General features: G+C 61.0%; 17 protein-coding genes, 5 tRNA genes and 1 riboswitch. Of the genes, 11 read left to right on the top strand and 11 right to left on the bottom strand.

Annotation, left to right across the window (positions count from 1 at the left end; genetic code table 11):
* Nucleotides 1-16: 16 nt before the first annotated feature.
* The 3 genes from CK627_RS08605 to CK627_RS08595 form a co-directional block, all read right to left on the bottom strand.
* Nucleotides 17-1,834 carry an extracellular solute-binding protein gene (locus CK627_RS08605; protein WP_095592114.1) on the bottom strand — a complete coding sequence of 606 codons (1,818 nt, stop codon included), beginning with the start codon at nucleotides 1,832-1,834 and terminating at the stop codon, nucleotides 17-19.
* 82 nt (nucleotides 1,835-1,916) lie between these two features.
* Nucleotides 1,917-2,960 (bottom strand): ABC transporter permease, encoded by a 1,044-nt coding sequence (locus tag CK627_RS08600; protein ID WP_167385309.1) that lies wholly within the window; start codon nucleotides 2,958-2,960, stop codon nucleotides 1,917-1,919.
* A 2-nt stretch (nucleotides 2,961-2,962) separates the two neighbouring features.
* Nucleotides 2,963-3,988: an ABC transporter permease subunit gene (locus CK627_RS08595; protein WP_005297859.1), complete on the bottom strand. Its 1,026-nt coding sequence runs from the start codon at nucleotides 3,986-3,988 to the stop codon at nucleotides 2,963-2,965.
* A 737-nt stretch (nucleotides 3,989-4,725) separates the two neighbouring features.
* Between CK627_RS08595 and CK627_RS08590 the strand changes: the two genes are divergently transcribed.
* From CK627_RS08590 to CK627_RS08560, 7 genes are all read left to right on the top strand, one after another.
* A complete protein-coding gene (locus tag CK627_RS08590; RefSeq protein ID WP_005297845.1) occupies nucleotides 4,726-7,281 on the top strand; it encodes a TonB-dependent receptor in 2,556 nt (851 codons plus the stop codon).
* A 110-nt stretch (nucleotides 7,282-7,391) separates the two neighbouring features.
* Entirely contained in the window at nucleotides 7,392-8,156 is a 765-nt protein-coding gene (locus tag CK627_RS08585; RefSeq protein WP_005297842.1) for a DUF3450 domain-containing protein, read from the top strand.
* Nucleotides 8,153-9,526 carry a MotA/TolQ/ExbB proton channel family protein gene (locus CK627_RS08580; RefSeq protein ID WP_095592113.1) on the top strand — a complete coding sequence of 458 codons (1,374 nt, stop codon included), beginning with the start codon at nucleotides 8,153-8,155 and terminating at the stop codon, nucleotides 9,524-9,526. The genes CK627_RS08585 and CK627_RS08580 overlap by 4 nt, the downstream gene beginning before the upstream one ends.
* Before the next feature lie 10 nt (nucleotides 9,527-9,536).
* On the top strand, nucleotides 9,537-10,064 hold the full coding sequence (locus CK627_RS08575; RefSeq protein ID WP_005297834.1) for a MotA/TolQ/ExbB proton channel family protein: 528 nt from the start codon (nucleotides 9,537-9,539) through the stop codon (nucleotides 10,062-10,064).
* 67 nt (nucleotides 10,065-10,131) lie between these two features.
* Nucleotides 10,132-10,539: an ExbD/TolR family protein gene (locus CK627_RS08570; protein WP_005297833.1), complete on the top strand. Its 408-nt coding sequence runs from the start codon at nucleotides 10,132-10,134 to the stop codon at nucleotides 10,537-10,539.
* Between the two features lie 16 nt (nucleotides 10,540-10,555).
* Nucleotides 10,556-11,191 (top strand): energy transducer TonB, encoded by a 636-nt coding sequence (locus CK627_RS08565; protein WP_005297832.1) that lies wholly within the window; start codon nucleotides 10,556-10,558, stop codon nucleotides 11,189-11,191.
* An 11-nt stretch (nucleotides 11,192-11,202) separates the two neighbouring features.
* Nucleotides 11,203-12,438 (top strand): tetratricopeptide repeat protein, encoded by a 1,236-nt coding sequence (locus CK627_RS08560; protein ID WP_010633016.1) that lies wholly within the window; start codon nucleotides 11,203-11,205, stop codon nucleotides 12,436-12,438.
* 403 nt (nucleotides 12,439-12,841) lie between these two features.
* On the opposite strand, the gene CK627_RS08555 is transcribed toward CK627_RS08560, so the two are convergent.
* Nucleotides 12,842-15,877: a glycosyl hydrolase family 18 protein gene (locus tag CK627_RS08555; protein ID WP_437339684.1), complete on the bottom strand. Its 3,036-nt coding sequence runs from the start codon at nucleotides 15,875-15,877 to the stop codon at nucleotides 12,842-12,844.
* A 115-nt stretch (nucleotides 15,878-15,992) separates the two neighbouring features.
* A riboswitch (cyclic di-GMP riboswitch) is annotated at nucleotides 15,993-16,078 on the bottom strand.
* A gap of 296 nt (nucleotides 16,079-16,374) precedes the next feature.
* Here CK627_RS08555 and CK627_RS08550 point away from each other — a divergent pair.
* Nucleotides 16,375-18,519, top strand: a complete 2,145-nt coding sequence (locus CK627_RS08550) for an ExeM/NucH family extracellular endonuclease (protein ID WP_095592111.1) — start codon at nucleotides 16,375-16,377, stop codon at nucleotides 18,517-18,519.
* 135 nt (nucleotides 18,520-18,654) lie between these two features.
* Here the strand turns inward: CK627_RS08550 and CK627_RS08545 are convergent.
* The 7 genes from CK627_RS08545 to gltX form a co-directional block, all read right to left on the bottom strand.
* Nucleotides 18,655-18,730: transfer RNA gene (locus CK627_RS08545), tRNA-Ala, on the bottom strand.
* A gap of 48 nt (nucleotides 18,731-18,778) precedes the next feature.
* A tRNA-Ala gene (locus CK627_RS08540) sits at nucleotides 18,779-18,854 on the bottom strand.
* 48 nt (nucleotides 18,855-18,902) lie between these two features.
* Nucleotides 18,903-18,978: transfer RNA gene (locus tag CK627_RS08535), tRNA-Ala, on the bottom strand.
* Between the two features lie 63 nt (nucleotides 18,979-19,041).
* Nucleotides 19,042-19,117 (bottom strand) — tRNA-Ala (locus CK627_RS08530).
* A gap of 28 nt (nucleotides 19,118-19,145) precedes the next feature.
* Nucleotides 19,146-19,221 (bottom strand) — tRNA-Ala (locus tag CK627_RS08525).
* 237 nt (nucleotides 19,222-19,458) lie between these two features.
* Nucleotides 19,459-19,590: a glutamyl-tRNA synthetase gene (locus CK627_RS23020; protein WP_223302521.1), complete on the bottom strand. Its 132-nt coding sequence runs from the start codon at nucleotides 19,588-19,590 to the stop codon at nucleotides 19,459-19,461.
* 2 nt (nucleotides 19,591-19,592) lie between these two features.
* On the bottom strand, nucleotides 19,593-21,008 hold the full coding sequence (gltX, locus tag CK627_RS08515; RefSeq protein ID WP_095592110.1) for a glutamate--tRNA ligase: 1,416 nt from the start codon (nucleotides 21,006-21,008) through the stop codon (nucleotides 19,593-19,595).
* 261 nt (nucleotides 21,009-21,269) lie between these two features.
* Here gltX and CK627_RS08510 point away from each other — a divergent pair, with 261 nt between their 5' ends.
* From CK627_RS08510 to CK627_RS08500, 3 genes are all read left to right on the top strand, one after another.
* A complete protein-coding gene (locus tag CK627_RS08510) occupies nucleotides 21,270-23,372 on the top strand; it encodes a methyl-accepting chemotaxis protein (RefSeq protein ID WP_167385308.1) in 2,103 nt (700 codons plus the stop codon).
* A 98-nt stretch (nucleotides 23,373-23,470) separates the two neighbouring features.
* Complete coding sequence (locus CK627_RS08505; RefSeq protein ID WP_005297821.1) at nucleotides 23,471-24,139, top strand: LysM-like peptidoglycan-binding domain-containing protein; 669 nt, start codon at nucleotides 23,471-23,473, stop codon at nucleotides 24,137-24,139.
* Nucleotides 24,140-24,411: 272 nt separating this feature from the next.
* On the top strand, nucleotides 24,412-24,621 hold the full coding sequence (locus CK627_RS08500; protein WP_005297820.1) for a cold-shock protein: 210 nt from the start codon (nucleotides 24,412-24,414) through the stop codon (nucleotides 24,619-24,621).
* Nucleotides 24,622-25,046 lie beyond the last annotated feature (425 nt).

The following is a 25,046-nucleotide window of genomic DNA, read 5'->3' as shown; positions in this document are numbered from 1 at the left end:
TCCCTTCTGCGCCATATCAATGACGTGCATAAGTCTTGTCGAGCAGGTTGATGGGCGTCAGCGCCTCCCCTGCCTCCTTGGCTTTCAGGGTCTCTTCCTTCACCTTGGGATCGAGCCAGAGCAGGCCGCCACTGCTGTGGGGATAGCCGTCCATGGGCCAGTAGAGCAGATCCGGCGTGTTCTTGGTGGCGGGCACCTCGGGCAGCATCACGTAACGCCAGCTGCTGGCTCGCACGTAGTTGAGCTGCACTCCGGGCACGAAGATGGCCAAGTCATAGATGCGCTGCTGGATCTGGCGAGAGAGCTCGGCCCGCTTGGCCATGTCGAACTCGACGTTGTAGGCGTCTATCAGCGCGTCGAGCTGTTTGTCGGCCACGTTGAACAGGTTGTTGGTCTGCGGCTTGTTGGCGTTGGCGGAGTGGAACGACTCCCAATACTGCGGATAGAGACCGCCGCCGGCCCAGCCCATCCAGGCCGCTTCGTGTTTCTTCTCCAGCATCGCCTTGAAGCCGGTGGCGCCGTCCACCAGGTTGAGCTCCAGATCCAGGCCCGCCTTCTTGGCCTCTTCCTTGAGCACGGTCAACCGCTTGGAGTGCTCCTGGCTGGTGTAGGTGAGCGCCAGGGTCAGTCGCTCCCCCTTGTCGTTCTGCAGGATGCCGTCCGGCCCCGGTTTGCTGTAGCCCGCCTTGGCAAAGTAGTCGCGCGCCTTGCTGATGTCATAGGCTCGCTCCGGCAGCTGCATGTCGGTGAACTCGCCAAAACCCGAGCCGAAGGTGGTGGCTCTGTCGTAGTCGCCACGCAGCACCGTCTTGATCATCTTGTCGATGTTGAGGGCATGCTGAATGCCGAGCCGCACGTTGATGTCCGCCAGCTTGGGAGTGGCGATATTGAGATGCAGCCCCTGCCCGCCCTGCTTGGTGTCGGTCATGGCCATCACCTTCTGCACGTATCCCTGCTTGTACTCGGGGGTGACCGCTTTCTCATGCCACCAGTTGGGCAGGATCATCTCGAAGGTATCCAGCTCCCCTTTCAGGAAGTGACGGAAGGCGATGTTGTGATCGCGGATCACCTGCACCTTGATGGTGTCGAGGTTGAACCTGTGCTGGTTGTAGCGATAGTTCTGGGCCCACCACCCCTTCTGCTTGCTGAAGGTGATGGACTTGCCCTTCTTCACGTCGGTCATCACGTAAGGGCCTGTGGTGGGCACCACGGCCCAGTTGTACTGCTTCACCCAGTTGGGGGTGAGCTTGTAGTAGTGCTTGGGCTGAGGCCACAGCTCGGTGGTGTTGAGCAGATCCAGCTTGGCCTTGCGAGTACCCGCCTTGACCAGGATGGTGTGGTCGTCAATCTTCTCCACCGCCACCACCTCGGTGGTGTAGTAGTTGTTGAACCAGGGCCCCTTGATGTCCTTGGAGCGCATCATCTCGTAGCCGAAGGTGTAGTCATCGGCGACCACCGGCTTGCCATCGGACCACTTGGCCTGCGGATCCAGCTTGAAGTAGACGGTCTGGTTGTCCGGCGCGATGGCCCAGTGGGTCGCCAGCGCAGGGATGGGGTTGCCGGTATTGGGATGGAAGCTGATGAGCCTCAGCTGGTTGTCCATGATGAAGGAACGGAACGCGCCGTTGGAGTCCGGCCCCACGGTACGAAACGTCAGCGGAAAGCTGTCTACAAACATGGTGATGCTGCCGCCGGGCAGCGCCTTGGGCGAGGCGAACACGGGGTCGGTGTCGTTGGTTTCCCACTTGAGATCCGCAGGCAGGCTGGCCGCCCACACCCAGGTCCCGTTCACCAACAAGAATAGAGCACCTATCCATTTGATTTTATTGTTCATGTTTGACTTCCTGGTCATACCCCTACACTGGGGGTTTAGCAATTTAAGGGTGAGCGACCCGGCGCCTTGAGTGCGCCACAGGTCACTGATAACGGGTAAATTTGCGCGGGTCGAACGCCTCGCGGATCGCCTCGCCGATAAAGGAGACCATGATCAGCACCAGACTCACCGCCACCACCACAGAGCTCACGATCCAGATAGCATCCAGGTTGTTGATCCCCTGGGAGAGCAGCTCCCCCCAGCTCGGGGTGGGCGGGGCCAGACCAAAGCCCAGATAGTCCAGCGCCGTCAGGGTGGAGATGTTGCCCACCACGGCAAACGGCGCCAGGGTGACGATCATCATCAGGGTGTTGGGCAGAATGTGGTTGAAGATGATCCGCCCGGTGCCGGCCCCCTGGGCCCGCGCCGCCATCACGTAGTCCCGCGCCCGCTCCTTGTAAGTGAGGGTGCGCATGTACCAGGTGATGCCCATCCAGCCGAACAATACGTTGATGGCCACGAACAGACCGAAGTTGGGCTTGGCCAGCGACACCAGGATCATGATGACGTAGAGAAACGGCACCTGGGACCAGATCTCGATGAAGCGCTGCAGCACCAGGTCAAAGCGTCCGCCGAGAAAGCCCATCATGCAGCCGATGGTGACGCCGATGGCGTAGCTGGCCACCAGCGCGATGAAGGCAAAGCCGATGGCGATACGAAAGCCATAGACCAGCCGCGCCAGCACGTCGCGGCCGCTGGTGTCGGTGCCGAGCAGGTGGCGCTCGGCCAGGCTGGGCGCATAGGGTGGGTAGGAGTCCTGCTTGAAGTCCTGCTCATAGGGATTCCAGGGCACAGGTGGCAGCAGCACCCAGTTCCCCTTGCCCTCTGCGGAAAATTTGTCTTTGAGCTGGCGGTAATTGGTCTCGTACTCGTAATCGAGCCCGAACTGCTGACCCGGGATCACGTCGCCATAGGTGGGAAAATAGAGCTCCCCCTGATAGCTCACCATCAGTGCCCGGCTGTTGACCAAGAGCTCCGCCAGCAGGGAGAGCAGCACCAGGGTGGTGAAGATGATAAAGGAGTAGTAGCCGCGTTTTATCGATTTGAAACGCTTGAGTTTTTTCAGCGTTACCGGATTCAGGTTCATGTTCACTCTCCAAACCGCACGCGGGGATCGACAAGGGCGACACAGATGTCGGAGACAATGTTGCCCACCAGCATCAGCATGGAGGTGATGGCCAGAATGCCCATCACTGTGGGGTAATCCCGCTCCACGATGGCCTCGTAGCCAAGCAGGCCGATGCCGTCGATGTTGAAGATGGTCTCGATGAGGAAGGATCCGCCGAAGAAGACGGTGAGCACAGATCCCAGGTGGCTGGCGATGGGGATCAGGCTGTTGCGCATGGCGTGATCGGTCACCGCCTTGCGAAACGGCAGTCCCTTGGCCACGGCGGTGCGCACGTAATCCGCCGACAGATTCTCCATCAGGCTGTTTTTCATGGTCATGGTGAGGATGGCGAAATCCCCGATGGCGTAGGCGATGAGCGGCAGCAGTGCATGGGCGAAGAGGGTGCGGATCTGATCCCAGCTGTTCTCCATCCCGTCAAACTCGTCCCCCGGGAAGCCCCCCATGGGCAGCCACTCCAGATGAAACGCGAACACTGTGATGAGGAAGATACCCACCACGTAGGCGGGCAACGCATAGGCCATGTAGATGAGCATGGAGCTGACTGAATCGAAGCGGGTGTTGTGTCTGAGCGCCTTGGCCACCCCGAGCGGGATGGAGACGGCGTAGCTCAGCAGAAAGGTGGCCAGCCCGAAGAAGGCGGTCACCGGCAACCTCTCCTTGATAAGATCCCACACCGGCTCGTAATAGCGGGTCGACTCGCCGAGATCCAGCACCGCCAGCTTCTGCAGCCACTCCCAATAGGCGACCAGCATGGGTTTGTCGAGGCCGTAGAACGCCTTGAGCTCCTCGATCTGCTCGTCGGAGAGCGCCTGCGCCCCCTTGCTGCCGCTGGAGCGACCGGACTCATTCTGGGAAACCTGGGCCTGCAGCAACATGCGTTCGACCGGACCGCCCGGCACGAAACGGGTGATGGTGAAGACGAGCAGGGTGATACCGAGAAACGTCGGGATGATCAAAAGCATCCGACGTAGGAAATACGACAGCATGGTGGAACCTCGTCCTTGTTGTTCTTTTATGGCCAGTCACATCCGGTGACGGGCTCGTCCTTCCTGGCATTACTCACTGAATAGCTGATGATTGACAGACTATCCGCTCGGTCACTGTAAAAGCTCTGCAACAAAAATCAAGTAGAACTAGGGGTGCATTCTGGTCCCGGCTTGTGCAGTGGAATTTATCGTGAGTTTTTTCTGAAATTCGCAACTTCAAGATAAAAAACTACAAGATGAACAACTTAAATAACGTTTAACAATTCAACAAAACAAACAAAAACCAGCAAATAAATTAAATAAATCATTAAAAACAGCCACTTAAAATAAAACCAACAAAAGAACACCTTCTCTATATAGCTGCACATAAATAGGTGGCCAGCGCCCAGCCTGAACCTCAGCCGAACACACTACCAAAACAGACAATAATGCTAAAAACACCTAACTCAACAATATAAAACCCAGAAAGACACCACCCTTATCGATAAGTTCAAAATTAATCGATAAACTGGAATCAATTTACTTTAACAAAACCTTTACATAGGAAAACGTTACCAAATCAGAATAAATCTCTGCCAAATGCGAACAAATAAAACATAGTCATCTTATTACCCGCCACGCCCCCATCCGTACCGCCTCAATTGACGTCAACCGCCAAACCTTGATAAGCCTTACGCATCGCCCCAACGAGGGCGGTATGGAAGCAAACAAAAAAACAACCAGGAAGGATATAAGCGATGCTTAGGAAAAGCAGACTCTCTGCTGCCGTTGCGTTTGCCTTGGCGAGCGCGGCAGTAGTGGCCACCCCTGTCTTGGCCGAAGAAGGCCAAAACGTCGAAAAACTCCAGAAGATCAAGGTTACCGGCTCGCGCATCTCCCGTGTCGACGTGGAAGGCGCCACCCCGGTCGTCTCCGTCAGCAAGGCCAAGATCGAACAATCCGGTCAGCAGACCGTAGCCGACTACCTGAAGCAGGCTTCCTACAACTCCTTCGGTAGTATCTCCCCCTCCTCCGGCAGCTCAGCCCAATCCCAGGCCACCGTCAGCCTGCGCGGGCTTGGCTCAGAGCGCACCCTGGTGCTGCTCAACGGCAAGCGGGTCGCCGGTTCTCCTTCCATGGGTGGCAGCGCCATCAACCTCAACTCCATCCCCATGGCGGCGGTGGAGCGGGTAGAAGTGAACCTGGACGGCGGCTCGGCTCTGTACGGTTCCGATGCCATCGGCGGTGTCATCAACGTCATCCTGAAACAGGACTATGAAGGGCTGGAATTCCAGGGCCGTATCGGCTCTCCCACCGAAGAGGGTGGTGACGAGAAGAGCGGCTCCATCGTCAGCGGCATCACCGGGGAGAAGGGCGCCCTGATGATGGTGTACGAACACGACGTCAAGGACGAGATCTACTACAAGGATCGCGACTACCTGGCGTTGCAGGGCTCTTCTGCTCCCAGCCTGTATGGCCGCAACATCAAGGGCATCGATGCCGCCACCGGCAAGACGGTCACCCGTACCCTGGACGGCATCGACTGCGCCAATACCGGTCCCGGCTTCGTGCCGGTCGGTACCGCCTGCCGCTTCGACTTTGCCCAGGTCGCCGCCAAGACCGCTTCCCGTACCCGGGACACCGTTTATGTCAACGGCCGCTATCACATCAATGACAACGTCGACTTCGTACCCCAGCTGATCGGCTCGCGGGTCACCAGCTTCGGCCGCTTCGCCCCGGCCGCCGGTCCCTTCAGCATCGACGGCACCACCCCGGGCGGCGCCCAGCTGCTGGCCGACAACGGCTTCATTGGCGACAAGGCTACCGTCTACTATCGCTTCAGCAACGTCGGCCCCCGTGACAACGACGTCACCGACCTGACCGGCAGCATGAACCTGGGCTTCGAAGGCACACTGCCGACCGAGGCGGTGGGCGATGTGGAGTGGAATGCGGGCTACATGTACTCCAAGACCGACAACAAGAACCGCGGGACCGGCTATGTGCTGAATCCGGCGGTCCAGCAGGAGGTCGACAGCGGCAACTTCAAGAACGGCGAGTTCTCCAGTGCCGCCACCAACAGCCTCTCCTACGACACCAGCCGCACCTCCAAGATGGACTTCTTCCAGTGGTACGGTGGCCTGGGCTGGAGCATGGGCGAACTGCCGGCCGGCCCCATCGGCTGGTACCTGGGGGCCGAGTACAACGACTGGGTCTACTCCGACACCTATGACAGCCAGTCTGCGGCCGGCAACGTCATCGGCTCTTCCGGCAACTCGGGCGGTGGAGTGCGCGACGTCTTCGCTGCCTATATCGAGAGCCTGATCCCCATCACCGAGCAGATCGAGCTGAACCTGGCCGGTCGTTTCGACAAGTACAGCGACTTTGGCAGCGCCTTCTCGCCCAAGGCGAGCCTGCGCTATCAGCCGCTGGACAACCTGTTGTTCCGCACCTCCTGGTCGCAGTCCTTCCGCGCTCCGGGTCTGGATGACCTGTACGCGGCCGATGCCGACTCCGCCGACTTCGCCAAGGACTATGTCTCCTGCCAGAAGAACGGTGTGGCCAACTGCCCGGAAGAGCAGTACACCACGGTTCGCCAATCCAACAAGAACCTGAAGGAAGAGACGGCTGACACCTTCGGCATCGGTGCCGCCTACAGCCCGATCGACGACCTCAACCTCTCGCTGGACTACTACTACATCAAGATTGATGACGTGATCCAGCTGGCCACCACCCAGACCCAGTTCTATCAGGAGCTGAACACCGGCAGCAACCCGAACGTCATCCGCGATGCCAACGGCGATGTGGAGCAGGTTTACGCCGGCATGGTCAACCTGGGCCAGCTCAAGACCAGCGGTCTGGACTTCAAGGCTGACTACAAGTACGACTTCAACGTCGCGACCGTGCGCTACGACTTCGGCAGCACCTACATTCTGAAATACGAAGAGGGTCTGTTCGCCGGTGGTCCCATGGTCGACAAGAAGGGCTGGAACGCCAAGCCAGAACTGCGCTTCAACTCCGGTGTCGGGGTCAATGTGCCGCAGTGGTGGAACATGGATACCTACCTGAGTGCCAGCTATATCGACTCCCAGAGCCAGGACTATGTTGACGGTCGGACCGAGGGCCATATCGCCTCCCAGACCACCTGGAATCTGAACGTCGGTGTTGACACCCCCTGGAACGGCAAGCTGCAAGCCGGTGTGAAGAACATGTTCAACGTAGGCCCCTCGCTCTCCAGCGACGGCTTCACCTACGACGAAGATCTCTACGGCATCGACGGACGCATCGTCTACCTCGACTACACCCAGAAGTTCTAATCAACTGCCGTTGATATACCAACCTAAGCCGGCCCGGTCGGGCCGGCTTTGCCCAACGTCCAAGGAAGTTACGGAGATAGGGTAATCCTATGAAAACAAGGACAATTACAATGAAGAAAGCGCTCCTCGGCAGCCTGGTTTCTGCTGCCTTGCTGACCAGCTTCAATCTGAGTGCCGCCTCTGCCAGCCAGGCAGTGGACGCTCAAGCCGCCACCGACAATGCATCCAAAGTTTCCCAGCAGAAGATCGACAACTACGCCGACTCTGCCGAATCCGCCCTCGCCCAGTACAAGGCCGCTCTGCGCCAGGTCGACAGCCTGCGCACCTACAACGAGCAGGTGGGCAAGATGGTCGAATCCCAGAGCAGCGAACTGGCCTCCATGCAGCGCCAGATCGCCCAGATCGATCAGACCAGCACCGAAGTGGTGCCCTTGATGCTCAAGATGATCGACTCCCTCGATCAGTTCGTCTCGCTGGACCTGCCGTTCCAGAAGGTTGAGCGGGAGGACCGCGTGGCGGCCCTGACCGACCTGATGAACCGGGCCGATGTCACCATCTCCGAGAAGTACCGCAAGATCCTGGAGGCCTATCAGATCGAGGAGGGCTTCAGCCGCACCATCGAGTCCTACAAGGCCAGCCTGGACAAGGATGGTAGCGAGAAGACTTACGAGTTCCTGCGCGTCGGCCGCATTGCCCTGCTCTACCAGTCCCCTGACGGCCAGGAAACCGGCATGTGGAACAAGCAGACCCGCCAGTGGGAAGAGTTGCCCCAGGAGTATCGCAGTGCAGTGGAACAGGGCCTTCGCATCGCCAAGAAGCAGGCGCCTCCCGCCCTCATCAAGCTGCCGGTTCAAACTGCGGAGAAAGCATCATGAAAGGAATCAAACTTGCCATCGCCTCGCTGATCGCGGGCGCTACCCTGGTCACCCTGTCGGTGACCGCCGCCGAGAAACCGGTGGATCTGAACGCCCTGCTCAATCAGGTCAAGGCTGCCAGCACCACTGAATCCCAGCTCAACAAGGAGCGGGAAGCCCGCTTCCTGGCCGACAAGAACGAGCAGACCGCCCTGCTGGCCAAGGCCAAGGCCGACCTGGCTGCCGAGACCGCCAGAGGCGAGCAGCTCAAGGCCACTTTTGATGCCAATGACAAGCAGCTGACCGAGCTGACCGAGACCCTGCGCCAGCGTTCCGGCAACATGGGCGAGATGTTCGGCGTACTGCGCCAATTCGCCGGCGAGTTCAAGGGGATCTTCAACGCCTCCGCCCGTCGGGTCGAGCATCCGGAGCAGACCGCCCTGCTGACCCGCCTGGCCGAGAGCAAGGAGCTCCCCTCCAGCGATGACCTGACCGCTTTCTGGACCACCACCCTCAGCCGCATGGTCGACGGTGGCAAGGTGAGCCAGATCCCGGCCACCGTGGTCTATGGCGAAGGCAACCAAGCCGAGAAGACCGTCACCCAGATCGGCGAGTTCAACACCGTCTCCGAAGGCAAGTACCTGACCTTCGTGCCGGAGACCGGCAAGTTCGAACAGCTCTCCCGTCAGCCTGAAAACAATGTGCTGGAACCGGTCGCCAAGTTTGAACAGGGCGGCGGCAGCGTCGAACCCATTTTCATCGACCCGTCCCGCGGCGTGATCCTCTCCCTGCTGGTGCAGTCACCAACCCTCAAAGAGCGCATCGATCAGGGCGGCTCCGTGGGTTACGTGATCCTGGCACTGGGGGTCATCGGCACCCTGCTGGCGCTGTTCTGCGGTGCCCGTCTCTCCCTCATCGGCGGCTCCATGCGCAAGCAGCTGAAATCCGATCAGATCATCAAGGGCAACCCCATCGGCGAGATGCTGGGCGCCTACCAGGCGCACCGTGGCGACAACATCGAGGATCTGGAGTCCAAGCTCGACGAGATCATCCTGCGCAACGTGCCCAAGTTCGAGAAGGGCATCAGCATCATCAAGCTGATCGCCTCGGTGGCACCGCTGCTGGGTCTGCTGGGTACCGTGGTCGGCATGATCGCCACCTTCCAGGCCATCACCCTGTTCGGTACCGGCGATCCCAAGCTGATGGCGGGTGGTATCTCCGAAGCCCTGGTCACCACCATGCAGGGTCTGGTGGTCGCGGTGCCCATGCTGTTCCTCTACACCATCGTTCAGACCCAGAGCCGCCGTCTGATCCAGGTGCTGGAAGAGCAGAGCGCCGGCTTCGTCGCCCGTTATCAGGAACGTCTGCACGCCTCCAAAGCCGCAGCGTAAGGAGTCACCCATGTGGTTCTGGTTGATTGAAGAAGTCGAGTCGGTCCGCCGGTTTCTGGGATTGGGGGGCGACGTGCTGGTCGCCCTGTTCTTCCTGACCCTGATGATGTGGGCCCTGCTGCTGGAGCGCTGGTTCTACTTCATGGCGGTCTACCCGCAACAGGTGAAGCAGACCAAGGCCGCCTGGCTGGCCCGCAGCGATCACCTCTCCTGGTCCGCCAGGCAGATCCGCCGCGAGCTGGTCTCCCGGGTGGCCATGGCGGTGGACAAGGGGATGCCGGTCATCAAGGTGCTGATCGCCCTCTGCCCGCTGATGGGACTGCTTGGGACCGTGGTCGGCATGGTGCAGGTGTTCGACACCCTGGCCATCACCGGCACCGGCTCCCCCAGGGCGATGGCCTCGGGGATCTCCAAGGCGACGGTACCGACCATGGCGGGCATGATTGCCGCCCTTTCCGGTCTGTTTTTTGTCAGCCGGCTCGATCACAAGGCCAAGCTGGCCGTGCAGAAGCTGGAAGACAACCTGAAACACGGCTGATGCAGGATGCACTCCCCCGCCGGACCCGGTTCTGGCGGGGGCACAGAACAAGCAAGGAGTTTTTGCCATGAGAAAACGTCACAGCGACAGCAGTGCTGATGAGGCGGCCATCGATTTGACCCCCATGCTGGACATAGTGTTCATCATGCTGATCTTCTTCATCGTCACCACCTCGTTCGTCAAGGAGTCCGGCGTGGAGATCAACCGCCCGAGCGCCAGCACGGCCGAAACGGTGAAGAAGGGGAACATCATGGTCGCGGTCCGCGAGAACGGCCAGGTCTGGGTCGACAAGCGCATCGTCGAAGTGGGTGCCGTGCGTGCCAACATCGAGCGGCTGCGGGCGGAAAACCCGGAGAGCGCCGTGGTGATCCAGGCCGACAGCGAATCCCGTTCCGGTCTGGTGGTCCAGGTCATGGATCAGATCCGCATGGCCGGTGTCCAGAACATCTCCATCGCCGCCGACAAGAGCAGCTGATGCCGGAGCGAATGCCATGAGATACCTGATATCGTTAGCGGTCTCCTGCGTGGTGGTGTTCTTCCTGTTCCTGGGAATGAACAAGCTCATCACGCCGGATCACCGGGAGCTGACGGAGAAGGAGGACGTCACCATGACCGACTTCATTCGCCTCAAGCCTCAGGAGACCCTGCAAGAGAGACAACGTGAGCTGCCCAAACCGCCGCCTCCGAAACGCCCGCCGCCCCCTCCCGAGATGGAAGTGGCGAGCACGGATCGGCCGCAGATGGAGAGCTCGCCGATGGACATGCCCAAACTCGACATCCCGGTCAACATCGGCGGCGGCAACGCCCTCGGTGCCTACAGCACCGGTGGCGGTGGCGGCGGCATGGGTGGCAACAACGGCGCCATTCCACTGGCGACCTTCGAGCCCATGATGCCCCGCAAGGCGGCGCTGGCCGGCCTCGCCTCCGGCAAGGTGCTGGTGGAGTTCACCGTCACCGAACGCGGCACCGTCAGCAACGTGCGGATCGTCAAGGAAGAGCCACGCAGCTACGACCTCGGCAAGGCAGCGCGCCAGACCATCGCCAAATGGACGTTCAAACCGGCCATGGTGGATGGCAAGCCGCAGGCCAGTCGCATGCAGCAAGAGATCGAGTTTGCGACCAACTAAGGAAGGTGGCGATGAAAAAGTTACACACCCTGATCCTCGCCCCGGTCGCCATGGCGGTGCTGCTCAGCACCGCCGGTTGGGCCGCCGAGCAGCCCGCCCTCTCTGACCGCGCCTACCGCGCGGTCAACAAGGCGCAGGCACTGATCACCGAGAAGAAATACGGCGAGGCCAATGCCAAGCTGCAGGAGGCGCTGTCCGGCGCCGGCGAGCGGGTCTACGACAAGGGGGTCATTCTGCAGACCCTGGGCTTCGTGGCGGCACAACAGGAGAAGTACGGTCAGGCGACCAAGTACTTCGCCGATGCCATCGCCACTGGCGGGCTGCCCCAGCCGGTGGCCCAACAGGTGCGCTACAACCTGGCCCAGCTCTACATGGCGGAGGGGAACTTCAAGGCCTCCATCAGCACCATGAACCAGTGGTTCGCGAACCTCGGCAAGGACGAGAAACCGACCCCGCACGCCTACATCACGCTGGCCAACGCCCATGTGCAGCTCAAGCAGTATCGGGAAGCCATTCCGGCGGTGGACAACGCGATCAAGCTCTCCGCGGGCAAGGCGCCGGAGTCCTGGTACCTGCTGAAGATGGCGGCCCACTACGAGCTGAAGCAGTACAAGCCGGCCACCGAGGTGCTGACCGCACTGGTCGACCGCTACCCGGAGAAGAAGAAGTACTGGACCCAGCTCTCGGCCATGCACATGCAGGCGGGCAACGATGCCAAGGCCCTGGCGGCGCTGGAAGGCGCCTACAACCTCGGCATGCTGACCGAAGCCAGCGAGCTGCAGCGCCTCGCCAACTACCTGGCCTTCGCCGGCATTCCCCACCGCGCCGCCCGCGTGATGGAGAAGGCGATGAAGGAAGGGACCATCGAGAGCAACGCAGCCAACTACAAGACGCTGGCCAACTACTGGCACCAGGCCAAGGAGCTGGACCCGGCCATCGACACCCTGGCCAAGTCCTACAAGCTGGCCCCCAGTGCCGATCTGCAGCTGAAGATGGCGCGCATGATGATCCAGAGCAAGCGCTACCAGGATCTGGTGGCCTTCGCCGCCAAGCCTGCCGCCAACGCCAGCGGCGAGCAGCGGGCGGATCTGAAGTTCCTGACCGGGGTTGCCTATTTTGAGCAGCAAAAGCCGAAGGAGGCACTCTCCGCCTTCACCCAGGCTGCCCAGAACGGCAACGTCAGCGGCCGCGCCTCGCCCTGGATCAGCTTCTTGAAAGAGCAGCAGGGCGGCGCCGTCACCCAGTAACCAAACCGCGTGCCGACCGGGGCCATCTCTCGGCAAGGCACGCAACAACTCTCGGCAGTACGGGCTCCCGCCCTGCCGATCAACAACAAGGGGATTACCCCGCAGATTGCCTTGGTGGCAATTGGCCGCTCCCCGGAGCGGTCTTTTTTATGCCCCTGCCTTTATTACCCCGCCATAAAAAAATCCGGAGCCTGGGCTCCGGATTGGGTCATTGCCTTGCGAAAGAACAGGCCTGGCAGAGTGCCGGCCTGTCTCTCAAACGGTCATCAGTAACTGCACACCAGCTTCCAGCTGCCGTCGTCCGCTCTGAGCCCGCTGCTGGTACAGCAGCCTGGATAACTCAGTAGTTTCCAGCTGCTATCGCCCGCGCTGAGCTCGCTGCTGGTGCGGCAGCTTGGACAACTCAGTAGCTGCATACCAGTTTCCAGCTGCCGTCGCCCGCCTTGGGCTCACTGCTGGTCCACCAGTTGGCCTGCCAGACCGCCTTGTTGTTGGTCATACGATCACCACCGTTGGCGTGATCCCCCTGCGGCCAGGTCGGATAGGCCTTGTAGGCGGCCGGATTGACGTTCTGGCTGCTGCAGGTGGTACCGCCCGGGTTCTCACCGCCACCACTGCTGCCCAGCACGGCCTCCGGCAGGGTCGGGAACTCGGCCTTGAGACCCGCAGTCTGGGTGCCGCTGATGATGCGGATACCGCTCGGCACACCGGCGGCCGGCAGATAGTAGGTCATCGCCACTTCCACGTCGCTGCCCGGCGCCCACGCCTTCCAGGTCGGCAGCGTGAAGGCCGCCTTGTGGAAGTCCTTCTCGCCCGCGATGCCATCGGAGTTCTGGTTGCCGCCGCTCTCCACCACTTTCAGCCCCATCCCGCTCTGGTCGGTGATGGTGTCGGAGGTGGAGGTGGGCACCAGGAACTCGATGCGGGTACCGCCCGGAATGGTCTGGGTCGAGTTGTTGGTCAGTTTCAGGGTCGGGTTGATCGGGTAGTTGGAATCCCCCTCCTTGAAGCCGGAGAGGCTCACCGCGATGTCGAGCTGGGCGGTTGGCGCCGCCAGATCGTTCTGCCTGGTGTCGTACTTGGTCGCCTTGGCGAACTTGTCGTAGGCGAGCGTGGTCAGGGTATCCCCCATGCCGTACTCGTTCTTGGCCGGATCGAAGGCGTAGTCACCCGCCATCTCCCAGAACATGACCCCGCCCAGGCCCCGCTTGATGATGTAGTCGAGCTTGTGGCCCATGGACTCTTCATCTTCGGTGGAGAGGAACACCTTCTTCTCTTCGTTCCACAGCCAAGGCGCCTGCGCCTTGTCATCGTAGTAACGCACGTACTTGCCCTGCATCACGTGAGCCGGGTTGTTGGGATCCAGACCCCAGGCCTGACCGTAGCTCGGCATGGTGGTGATACCCAGGCTGGCGGCGTTCTCCAGGTTCTTGGCGTGCCACATGGGCACGGCACCGCCGCCGATCTCCTTGCCGTTCTTGTCGAGATCGTGCCAGATGTTGTCGATGCCGACCGCCCCGTTGCCGCACGGAATGGTGCTGCCACCGGTACCCGGCTGACAATCGCTCTGGCTCGGTAGGGCTGCCTTGCCACCCAGACCGTGGGTGCCACCGCTGACCCCTTGCCAGCCGCGGGTGTAGTAAGGCACGCCCACGTTGATCTTGCCGGCCGCCAGGGCGCCACGGAAGTAGTGGGCAGACCAGGCCGCGTTGAGGTAGCCGATGCCGCCAAACTGGCTCTGGGTATAGACGCCCCAGTGAGCGAGTTCGGCATCCGCCTTGTTGTCGAACAGGGCGGCGTTGTGACCGACGAAGTTGTTCCAGGCGCCATGGAAGTCGTAGGTCATCAGGTTGACGTAGTCGAGGTACTGGGTGACCTGGAAGTTCTCCATGCCGCGCAGCAGGTAGGCCGAGGCCGGCGAGGCGATGGTCAGCATGTACTTGCGACCATCCTCGCTGCCGGCGCTGTCGAGCTTGCTGCGCAGGGTCTGCATCAGCACCTTGTAGTTGGCAAACAGCTTGCCGCGGCACTGGTTGGAGAGCGGGAAGTCGTTGGGGTTGCCCGCATCCTTCATGGAGGTGGGATACTCGTAGTCCACGTCGACCCCGTCAAAGCCGTACTGGCGGATGAAGCTCACCGCCGAGTTGGCAAAGGCGTTGATGCCGTCGGTGTTGACCGAGCAGTCACCCTTGGTGGTGGCGGTATAGAAGCCGCGGGTATCGGCCCAGCCCCCCACCGAGATCAGGGTCTTCACGTCCGGATACTGCTTCTTGTACTTCGACAGCAGGTTGAAGTGGCCCTGGTAGGCGAACTCCGGATCCATCTCGGCACCCGGCACGCCGTCCCAAGTCATCTTGGTGGCCGAATCGTCCACCTTGATGGTGTGGCTCTGCTCGTCCACCGCCGCGAAGGCGTAGTTGATGTGGGTGATCTTGTCCCAGGGAATGTCGCTCACCAGATAGGAGGGCAAGCCGTTCTTGCCGGTACGCCAGGAGGTGAAGTAACCGATGACCCGGCGGGCGTGGTCATCCCCCATGCACTCGTAGCCATCCGGGCGGTAGATCTGACGAATATCGCAGGAGAGGTTGCCACCGGTGGGCGGCAGGGCTGCCTCTTCCACCTGCACGTTGACCTGGGCCGATTCGCCACTCAGGTTCTCCTTGTCGGTCGCCACCAGCTTGAGGCCGGCCAGCCCCTTGCTCTGGGGCGTCCAGTTCACCTGCCAGGGGGCGCTGGTGTCCTCCCCGACCTTCTTGCCATCGACGAACAACTCGACCTTGGCGACGTCGTCGTTGGCATCGGTGACGTTGCCGCTCACCGCCACGCTGCGACCCAGGGTCACCTTGGCGCCGGTGGCCGGGCTGCTGATGCTCACCTTGGGTGCCTCCGGCGCCACCACGGCGGCGACCTTGAAGCTGGAATCCGCTTCGCTCAGCACCTTGCCGTCTTTATCCAGCGCCCGCGCCTTGAGGGTGTGGGCGCCGACACCGGCGGCACGCCAGCTGCCGTTCCAGGGCGAGGCACTCGCCGTGGCGACCAGGGTGCCGTCGATGAGGTACTCGACCTTGACCAGCGCCGTCACCGGGCCGCTCAGGGTCACCGCCAGCGCCACACTGGCCCCTTCGTTGACACTGGCGCCGGCAGCCGGCGAGCTGACGGCCACGCCGAGCGCCGGGGGCGGCACCTCCCCGCCATAGAGTTTCCAGGCATCGGCCCAGACGACCCCGACACCGGGCTCATAGTGATAGGGCGAGGCCCCGCACCAGCCGGAGTAGGGAAATTCTTTGCACTCATAGAGATTGCCGACGTTGCTGACGATGTCGCCGGCCTTGTAGGCGGTACCGGCCTGATAGGCGGGATAAGCGGCCTGTGCCCAGGCGGGCATGGCAGCCAAAGCCACCAGCATGGCAAGCCTGCTGGGCCTTAGGGTCTGTTGCATATTGTTATCTTCCTTGTTTTGTCTTGGCATTGGTCTCCAAGGCAAAGCACAAGCGCAACCTGCGTGATGGGCGCAGACAACTGGCAATGGACCTGCCACAAACGTCACCCTCACCCTGGGAAGCCCCGCTATCTGGATCGCTCGATCTGAAGACCGGAGGCATTGCGTCCCGGCGTCTCGGCCGGTTTGCCCTTTACCTGGGTTCCGTGAGGAACAAGCCGAGTATAGGAATCAACCAGCCGAGTCTCAATCTTCATTCTCGAGGAAAAATATGTGGATGCCAGCGGGATCACATTTTCGCCAATCGGATGAAATAACAAAATTGTCATTAGTTTCATGCTGTTAGCCAAGTCAAAAAAACCGGTATTGCCCTCATTTGTATCCCCGTAATGTGCGTTGGCTCACTGGTACGACATGCCAGAAATGTGACAATGCGCGCCCTTGGCCGATGCGCCAAGGCTATGGAAACACTGGCAAAAAATAAAAAAGGAACAGATATGAAAGGAACACGTACCCTGCTGTCGCTGGCCGTGGGGATTGCGCTCGCCTCCCCGTCCGTCTATGCCGCCGGCTTCAGCTGCCCGGCCGACAGCGACCTCACCCCGATCCCGGTCATTCAGGGCAGCGGTGACAAGAGCCCGCTCATTCCCGCCGACAAGTTCGAAAGCCCCCAGAGCGTCATGGTCAAGGCGGTGGTCTCGGGTCTGGGCGAGAGCCTCAACAAGGGGTTCTACCTGCTGGATGTGCAGGGCGACGGCAACCCCCAGACCTCGGACGGCATCTTCGTCTATCTCAACGACAAAAACTTCGCCAGCAAGTACCCGGACATCAAGCCGGGCGCCGAAGTCTGCCTGGAGGCCAAGGTCGAGGAGTATTACGGCCATACCCAGCTCAAGCCACTGACTGACAGCGGCACCCCGCGCCTGCAGGTGATCGCCCAGGGCGCAGCCCCGGCCGCCATCCCGCTGCGGGTGCTGGAAAACGAGACCCTGGCCCGGGCGCTGGAGCGCCACGAAGGGATGCGGGTACGGCTCGATGCCGACAGCGCGCTCAAAATCAGCCGCAACTTCAGCTATGACTACGCCGCCCGACGCAACAACCTGGTGCTCTCCCACCAGGCGCCGCTGATGAAGCCGACCCAGCTGCACGACGCCGACAGCAAGGCCGCCAAGGCGCTGGCCAAGGCCAACGCCGGCAACCGGGTATTCCTCGAATCGGACTTCAAGGCCGCCGACGGCAAACTGCCCTGGCTGCCGGCCTGGGAGCCGGAACAGGGTTACCTGCGCATCGGCGATGCCCCAGTCAATCTGGATGCCATGGTGGGCTACAGCTACAACGAGTACCGGCTGATCGTGCCGCAGGATCAGGTGATTACCGCCGGCGATCTGCTGCGCACCAGCGACAACGACCGCCAGAGCGCCCCGGCCCGTGCCGACGGCACCGATCTGCGCGTCGGCAGCTTCAACGTGCTCAACTACTTCACCAGCCACTCCAGCGTGGGCGGTGCCCTCAACGTACTGTGCAAGGATCAGGCGGATGCGGACAGCGCCAAGGGCTGCAACCGTGGTGCCAAGAACCTGGAGGACTTCCAGAAGCAGCGCGCCAAGATAGTCAACGCCATCACCGAGATGGATGCCGACCTGCTCGGCCTGATGGAGATGGAGAACAACGGCTTTGACAGCCACTCCGCCATCAGCGACCTGGTACAGGCCCTCAACGCCCAGCAGAAAGAGGCGAGCAAGCAGTACGCCTTCGTCACCCTGCCCAAGGCGCTGCTGCAGGGCGAGCACTACTTCGGCGGCGACGCCATCATGGTGGCCATGATCTACCGGCCGGCCAAGCTGGCACCGCAAGGGGACGCCAACGTCATCACCCTGCCGGTGCAGAAATACCTGGATGCCAAAGGGGTCGAGAAACAGGCCTCCCAGCGTGACTCTCTGGTGCAGACCTTCACCGTCGAGGGCAGCAAGGATCCGCTGACCCTGGTGGTCAACCACCTCAAATCCAAGGGCTCAGGCTGCCTGGAGAACCTGGACGGCAAGGAGCCGGCCGATCTGCAGGGCAAGTGCACCGAGTTCCGGGTCAGCGCCGCCAAGGTGCTGGGCGAGGCGGTGAGCAAGCTGCCCGGCCAGGTGCTGCTGGTGGGCGACTTCAACTCCTACGCCCGGGAAGATGCGATCCGGGTGCTGACCGACTATGTGCCGACCGACGGCCAGCGCAAGATTGTCTCTGCCTCCCAGACCTTCCTCGGCGACCAGGTCTTTGAGCAGACCGGCAGCGAAGTGGCCAAGAGCTACGGCCTGGTGGACATGAACGTCAAGTTCAACAAGGAGAAGGCCATCTCCTACAGCTACGAGGCCGAGCTCGGCACCCTGGACTATGCCCTCGCCAACCCGGCGCTGGCCGGCAAGGTGATCGCCGTGGCCGACTGGCACATCAACTCGTTCGAGAGCAACCTGTTCGAGTACGGCCGGGACTTCACCGGCGACATGATCAAGTCGGACAACCCGTTCAGCGCCTCCGACCACGACCCCATCATCGTCGACCTCAAGCTGAAAGAGGAGAGCAACGGCGGTGGTGGTGCCATGGGCGCCCTGCTGCTGGCCCTGCTGCCGCTGGCCTGGCGTCGTCGCCACGGCTGATGACCCATCGCCATCAAATAAAAAGCCCGCAGCGATGCGGGCTTTTTATTGGCCGGCCGGCACAACGGGTGTGCCGAGCGCAAAACAAAAAGGCCACCGCAGTGCGGTGGCCTTTTCTACTTTCGTTACGAATGATGGTGGAGCTACGCGGGATCGAACCGCGGACCTCTTGCATGCCATGCAAGCGCTCTCCCAGCTGAGCTATAACCCCAAATTCGGTACTGAATGAATGGTTCTGGCGGCCAATCATCCTAAATAATGGTGGAGCTACGCGGGATCGAACCGCGGACCTCTTGCATGCCATGCAAGCGCTCTCCCAGCTGAGCTATAACCCCAAATTCGGTACTGAATGAATGGTTCTGGCGGCCAATCATCCTAAATAATGGTGGAGCTACGCGGGATCGAACCGCGGACCTCTTGCATGCCATGCAAGCGCTCTCCCAGCTGAGCTATAACCCCACAAAGGTCGGCCTGGGTGATACACACCGCACTGCCCTGGGCACTTCATTTCAATCAGGAACCTGGTGGAGCTACGCGGGATCGAACCGCGGACCTCTTGCATGCCATGCAAGCGCTCTCCCAGCTGAGCTATAACCCCTTGGATTCCAGATTGTTCGAGGAGAATTTGGTGGAGCTACGCGGGATCGAACCGCGGACCTCTTGCATGCCATGCAAGCGCTCTCCCAGCTGAGCTATAACCCCAACTCACCTCGGCGCTACCAAAGTTATCTCTGGCAACGGAGGCGCATGATAGGCACCGACCGCTTTGCTGTCAACCCAAAAATAACGGCGATTCGCGCGTTTAGTCAAAATTCAAGCAGTTAGCCGATTTAACCGGCAATGGTACAGCTATCTCGCTGTTTTATGTCACAAAACCTGCCCTTGACCAAAAACAAAGGGCCCCCGCACGGGAGCCCTTTTTCAAGCAATAATTGGCGCTTATTCCGCAGCCATGCGTGCTTCGATATACGCCAGGGCGCGATCGATGCGGGCGAGCACTCTCTCCTTGCCCACCAGCGCCATCACGGCGTCGATGGCGGGGGAGAGATTACCCCAGACCGGTGACGGCAAGCTTACTCGGCGGCCATGCGCGCTTCGATATACGCCAAAGCGCGGTCGATGCGGGCGAGTACGCGCTCCTTGCCCACCAGCGCCATCACGGCATCGATGGCGGGGGACTGACCCAGACCGGTGACGGCCACGCGCAGCGGCATCCCGACCTTGCCCATGCCCTGACCCAGCTCGGCGGCGGTCGCTTCAATCAGCTCGTGCAGCGCTTCGGTGGTCCAGGTTTCCAGGGCAGCCAGCTTGGTCTTGGCCAGGGTCAGCGGCTCGGCGGCAACGCCGCGCAGGTGCTTCTTGGCAGCCGCTTCGTCGATCGCCTCGTACTCTTCGAACAGGTAGCGGCTCTGGGCGGCCATCTCGACCAGGGTGTTGCAGCGCTCGGCCAGCAGGGTCACCACGTCGGCCAGGGCCGGGCCCTTGCTGGTGTCGATCTTCTGGTCGGCCATGTGCCAGGCCAGGTGCTTGGCCACATAGGCCGGATCCAGGCTGCGCATGTAGTGGTTGTTCAGCCACAGCAGCTTGTCGGTGTTGAAGGCGGAGGCAGACTTGGAGATGGCGTCCAGGCTGAACAGCTTGATCATCTCCTCCAGGCTGAAGATTTCCTGATCGCCGTGGGACCAGCCCAGACGCACCAGATAGTTCAGCAGCGCTTCCGGCAGGTAGCCGTCGTCGCGGTACTGCATCACGGAGACAGCACCGTGGCGCTTGGAGAGCTTGGCGCCGTCGTCACCCAGGATCATGGAGACGTGGGCAAACTCCGGCACCGGTGCGTTCAGCGCCTTGTAGATGTTGATCTGGCGCGGGGTGTTGTTGATGTGGTCTTCGCCACGCACCACGTGGGTGATCTCCATGTCCCAGTCATCGACCACCACGCAGAAGTTGTAGGTCGGCGCGCCGTCGGTACGGCGGATGATCAGATCGTCGAGCTCGGTGTTGGCGAACTCGATGCGGCCACGGACGTGGTCATCGAACACCACGGAGCCTTCGGTGGGGTTGCGGAAGCGGATGACGTGCGGCGCATCGGCCGGATGGTCGTGGGCGTGATCGCGGCACTTGCCGTCATAGCGGGGCTTCTCGCCGTTGGCCATCTGGCCTTCGCGCAGCGCTTCCAGCCGCTCCTTGGAGCAGTAGCACTTGTAGGCGCGGCCGTCTGCCAGCATCTCGTCGATCAGACCGTTGTAGCGATCGAAGCGCTTGGTCTGGTAGTAGGGGCCCTCATCCCAGTTCAGCTCCAGCCATTCCATGCCCTCAATGATGGCGTCGATGGCCTCCTGAGTGGAACGTTCCAGGTCGGTATCCTCGATACGCAGCACGAACTCACCGCCCTGGTTCTTTGCAAACAACCAGGAATAGAGTGCGGTACGGGCACCGCCGACATGCAAAAAGCCGGTCGGGCTGGGAGCAAAACGGGTTTTGACTTTCATCTTTAAGCCTTGTGTAGAGGGCCTTGGGCCAATTCGTTAAAAAAACCGTCGCATTTTAGCACCGACAATGACGGATGGGAAAACCATGGCGCAGCCACGAGCCAAAGTAGGGGGAACAGAGCACCGGTCCGCCCCCTTGCCACCTGATGTTTGAAGGGGATCGCAAAACAAAATCCCCGTTTCCTATTTGCTATGCAAAGTGTTGGAGAGCTGCCTCCTCCGGCCGATATTCAAATAACGCTCACCAACAAGGAAGAGACGATGCAGTTCCGTTCTATCCAGAATCGCATTCTGGTGATGGCCGGGATCGCCATGACCACCGCCCTGGTCATCCTGATCCTGCTCAACCAGTACTCGGGTCAACAGACCCAGAAGCTGACCATCAGCTCCAGCCGCGCCGCCCTGCAGCAGGAGGCCTGGCAGAAGGTCAGCGCCAACGCCCGTGCCGAGGCCGCCACCATCACCCAGCTGCTGCAAAAGGGGCTCTCCTATACCCAGCAGATGGCCAGCGCCCTCGCCCTGCAGCAGGAGGGCAAGCTGCCGCTGGATCGCCAGCAGGCCACCGACCTGCTCAAGGCCCAGCTCGCCCTCGAACCCCAGCTCTACGGTGCCTTCGCCGGCTTTGAACCCAACGGCTTCGACGGCCAGGATGCCAGCTTCGCCGGCCAGACGGCGCTGGGCAGCGACAGCAAGGGGCGCTTCGTCCCCTACTTCTATCGTGACAAGGATCAGATCGGCACCGACCTGCTGCTCTCCATCGAGAAGAGCGATCCGGATGAGTTTGGCAATCCGGCCAACGACTACTACGCCTGCCCGAAACGGGAGGGGCGCTCCTGCCTCATCGACCCCTTCAAGGTGGACATCAACGGCCAGCAGGTGCTGGTGAGCACCATCACCACCCCCATCATGGTGGGCGGCCAGTTCAAGGGGATAGCCGCCCTCGATCTGGCGGTGGACTCCATCAGCCGTCAGGCCCAGTCCCTCAACAGCAACATCTATGACGGCAAGGGCGAGACCCTGATCGTCAGCGCCGCCGGCGTCATCACCGGCACCAGCGGGGATGCCAGCCTGCTCGGCAGTCGCGCCGACAAGCTGCTCGGCAACGGCTGGCAGCAGTACCTCAAACCCGAGGTACAGCGCGAGGAGCTCGACGATGCGTTTCGCATCTCGGTACCCATCGCGGTGCCGGGCATGAGCCGCAACTGGGCCATCATCGTCACCCTGCCCTACAAGGTGGTGCTGGCCGGAGCCGATCAGCTGGAAGCCCAGCTGGGCGACATGAACCGGGCCGCCATGACCCAGCAACTGGTGGGTGCCGTCGTGGTGCTGGTGCTGGCGCTGGCCACCATGCTGGTCATTGCCCGCAGCATCACAGGCCCCATCCGCCAGATGGTGAGCCTGGTGGATGACATCGCCGATGGCGAGGGGGATCTCACCAAGCGGCTCAATACCCAGTCCCAGGATGAATTGGGGGATTTGGCCAAGGGCATCAACCGCTTCATCGACAAGCTGCAGGTGCTGCTGGGGGATGTGCTCAAGACCGCCAGCGAGGTGAACCGTCACGCCGGCGACACCGACCGCATCGCCGGCCAGACCGACAACAACCTGCAGCACCACCAGGCGGAGATGGAACAGATGCTGACCGCGGTGCAGGAGATGTCCTACGTCAGCCAGGAGGTGGCGACCCACGCCAACAACACCGCCGACTCCGCCAAACAGGCTCAGGGCGCGGCGGATCAGGGCAAGGTACGCTTCCAGCAGGTGATCCAGTCGATGCACAAGGTGGCCGCCGAAGCCGGCAAGGGCGCCGAGGTGGTGGAAGGGCTGGCTCACGACAGCGAGCAGATCACCAGCATCCTCACCGTCATTCAGGGCATTGCCGATCAGACCAACCTGCTGGCGCTCAACGCCGCCATCGAGGCGGCCCGGGCCGGCGAGCAGGGCCGCGGCTTTGCGGTGGTGGCCGACGAGGTGCGCAAGCTGGCGGGCAATACCCAGCAGGCGGTACAGAATACCCAGGAGCTGATCGAGAAGATCCGCCACAGCTCGGCCAACGCGGTCAACGCCATCAACCAGAGCCAGCAGCTGACCCATCAGGCGGTAGGGGAAGCAGATCTGGCGGAAGAGGCGCTCGGCAGCATCTATCAGGCCATCTCCACCATCAACGACATGACCTACCAGATCGCCTCCGCCGCCGAGGAGCAGAGCTCGGTCTCCGAGACCGTCTCCGGCAATCTGTCAAAAACCAACGCACTGGCCAACGACATCGCCCAGGATGCCACCGAGACGGCCAAAGCCAGCCAGGCATTGCGTCAGGCGGCCGAGCGTTTACAGCAATTGTTGGGACAATTTCGTCTCAGCTGATAATTTTCACGGTCAGGACTCTCCCCCTCGGGGGCGAGTCCGTTTACCATAGGCACGAATTTGCCTGATGGCAGGCAATGTAGTGAGAGGTAAATGCCGTGCCCACCCCGGACCGTCGCCCCCGTGGCCACAACAGACGAGCCCAGCAGCGTCGCCAAGACGAATCACAAGGATCCCTGCTCCATCGTATCAATGCCGCTACCCTGCCCCTGCGCCAACGCATCGGCCAGGGCATGAGCGGACTTGGCCAGCGCGGCCAGGAACCCAGGACTGGCAAGTTCAAACTGGCCAGCCCGCTGCCCCGCAAGCACACCATAGGGCTGCTGATCCTGATCCCGCTCTGGCTGCTGGTACTGGCCTGGGAACCCGCCCCGACCGAACCCAAGGCGGCGCCGTCCGGTTCTCTGACGGTACCCATCGCCGTGCCGGCCCAGGCCCTCACCGTGGGCAACGGCGCCAGTGGCAATGCCCCCGCCGCGGCCAAACCGGTGGAAGAGAAGGTCAACGGCACCTGGCTGCAACACGATGTGCAGGCCGGTGAAACCCTCTACTCCATCTTCCGCAAGTTCGAGCTGCCGGGCGCCGAGCTGAGCCGCCTCATTGCCATTGAAGGGCCTGATCGCCCGCTGACCCGCCTGCAGTCCGGTCGAGCCATCTTCATCCTGGTGGACGACACCCGCCGCATCCAGCGGGTCGAGATCCGCTCCTACGGTCAGGCCATCTATCGCTATGACCGACAGGGCGAAGGATTCGCCCTCAAGGAGTGATGAAACGGGAGGCCTGGCGCCTCCCGTTTTTTTGACCGGTTCCCGTGAAACAAGCCACTGACTTCACAATATTTTTAGCTTGCTCAAAAAATGAAAAGTGCCAAATTGACAAGGGATCGTGCTCACGTACAATCGTTTGTGCTTTAGACAGGGATTGCGCTACATGCTACTGGGACAAATTGACGTGGTCAGTCATGCTTCAACCCCTGCTTTCTAGGCAAATGCTGCCCAACCAGGCTTAGTTTCATTTTGTTATAGATAGGACTTACCACATGTCTGACATTCGCACCGGCCAAGTAAAATGGTTCAATGAGACCAAGGGTTTTGGCTTTATCGAGCAATCCCAAGGACCGGACGTTTTCGTTCACTTCTCCTCCATCCAGAGCGCCGGTTTCAAGACCCTGGCTGAAGGTCAAAAAGTACAGTTCACTGTGACCCAGGGCAAAAAAGGTCCTCAGGCTGAGAACGTTACCGTTATCTAAGCCAGCGCCAGTGAGCCGGTAGGAGGAGCCATCGCCCCTCCTATTTTTTTGCCTTGCCATTTCCCCTTCCCCACCACGATCATCAACCTGCCCGCAGCAGCAACAGCCCTTCCCGCCCTTGTGTACGACACGAGTACAGCAAACATGGATCTGATCTGGCTGAACGCCGGATACGACAAATCATCGCAGCGCGATGTAATGGGCAATTCAAATGGATGGTGAGGACTTCTTCCAAGAGAGATTGGAGCGGGAAACGAGACTCGAACTCGCAACCCCAGCCTTGGCAAGCGCGGATAATGCTTTACCAACAGGATGTGGCAGTGATTGTGCTGAGAAACTGGATTCGTGAACTTGGAGGGAAGAGATTGAATTTGAAGAGAGATTGGAGCGGGAAACGAGACTCGAACTCGCGACCCCAGCCTTGG

Origin of the sequence: Aeromonas dhakensis, from assembly GCF_002285935.1 — a bacterium.
Taxonomy (GTDB): domain Bacteria; phylum Pseudomonadota; class Gammaproteobacteria; order Enterobacterales; family Aeromonadaceae; genus Aeromonas; species Aeromonas dhakensis.
Note: the sequence above shows the minus strand (reverse complement) of the source record. Positions and strands in the feature narration are given on the sequence as shown.

Excerpts from the sequence above, each read along its gene's own strand:
- CK627_RS08605 (WP_095592114.1), bottom strand. The coding sequence starts at position 1,834 with ATGAACAATAAAATCAAATGGATAGGTGCTCTATTCTTGTTGGTGAAC.
- CK627_RS08600 (WP_167385309.1), bottom strand. The coding sequence starts at position 2,960 with ATGAACCTGAATCCGGTAACGCTGAAAAAACTCAAGCGTTTCAAATCG.
- CK627_RS08595 (WP_005297859.1), bottom strand. The coding sequence starts at position 3,988 with ATGCTGTCGTATTTCCTACGTCGGATGCTTTTGATCATCCCGACGTTT.
- CK627_RS08590 (WP_005297845.1), top strand. The coding sequence starts at position 4,726 with ATGCTTAGGAAAAGCAGACTCTCTGCTGCCGTTGCGTTTGCCTTGGCG.
- CK627_RS08585 (WP_005297842.1), top strand. The coding sequence starts at position 7,392 with ATGAAGAAAGCGCTCCTCGGCAGCCTGGTTTCTGCTGCCTTGCTGACC.
- CK627_RS08580 (WP_095592113.1), top strand. The coding sequence starts at position 8,153 with ATGAAAGGAATCAAACTTGCCATCGCCTCGCTGATCGCGGGCGCTACC.
- CK627_RS08575 (WP_005297834.1), top strand. The coding sequence starts at position 9,537 with ATGTGGTTCTGGTTGATTGAAGAAGTCGAGTCGGTCCGCCGGTTTCTG.
- CK627_RS08570 (WP_005297833.1), top strand. The coding sequence starts at position 10,132 with ATGAGAAAACGTCACAGCGACAGCAGTGCTGATGAGGCGGCCATCGAT.
- CK627_RS08565 (WP_005297832.1), top strand. The coding sequence starts at position 10,556 with ATGAGATACCTGATATCGTTAGCGGTCTCCTGCGTGGTGGTGTTCTTC.
- CK627_RS08560 (WP_010633016.1), top strand. The coding sequence starts at position 11,203 with ATGAAAAAGTTACACACCCTGATCCTCGCCCCGGTCGCCATGGCGGTG.
- CK627_RS08555 (WP_437339684.1), bottom strand. The coding sequence starts at position 15,877 with ATGCAACAGACCCTAAGGCCCAGCAGGCTTGCCATGCTGGTGGCTTTG.
- CK627_RS08550 (WP_095592111.1), top strand. The coding sequence starts at position 16,375 with ATGAAAGGAACACGTACCCTGCTGTCGCTGGCCGTGGGGATTGCGCTC.
- gltX (WP_095592110.1), bottom strand. The coding sequence starts at position 21,008 with ATGAAAGTCAAAACCCGTTTTGCTCCCAGCCCGACCGGCTTTTTGCAT.
- CK627_RS08510 (WP_167385308.1), top strand. The coding sequence starts at position 21,270 with ATGCAGTTCCGTTCTATCCAGAATCGCATTCTGGTGATGGCCGGGATC.
- CK627_RS08500 (WP_005297820.1), top strand. The coding sequence starts at position 24,412 with ATGTCTGACATTCGCACCGGCCAAGTAAAATGGTTCAATGAGACCAAG.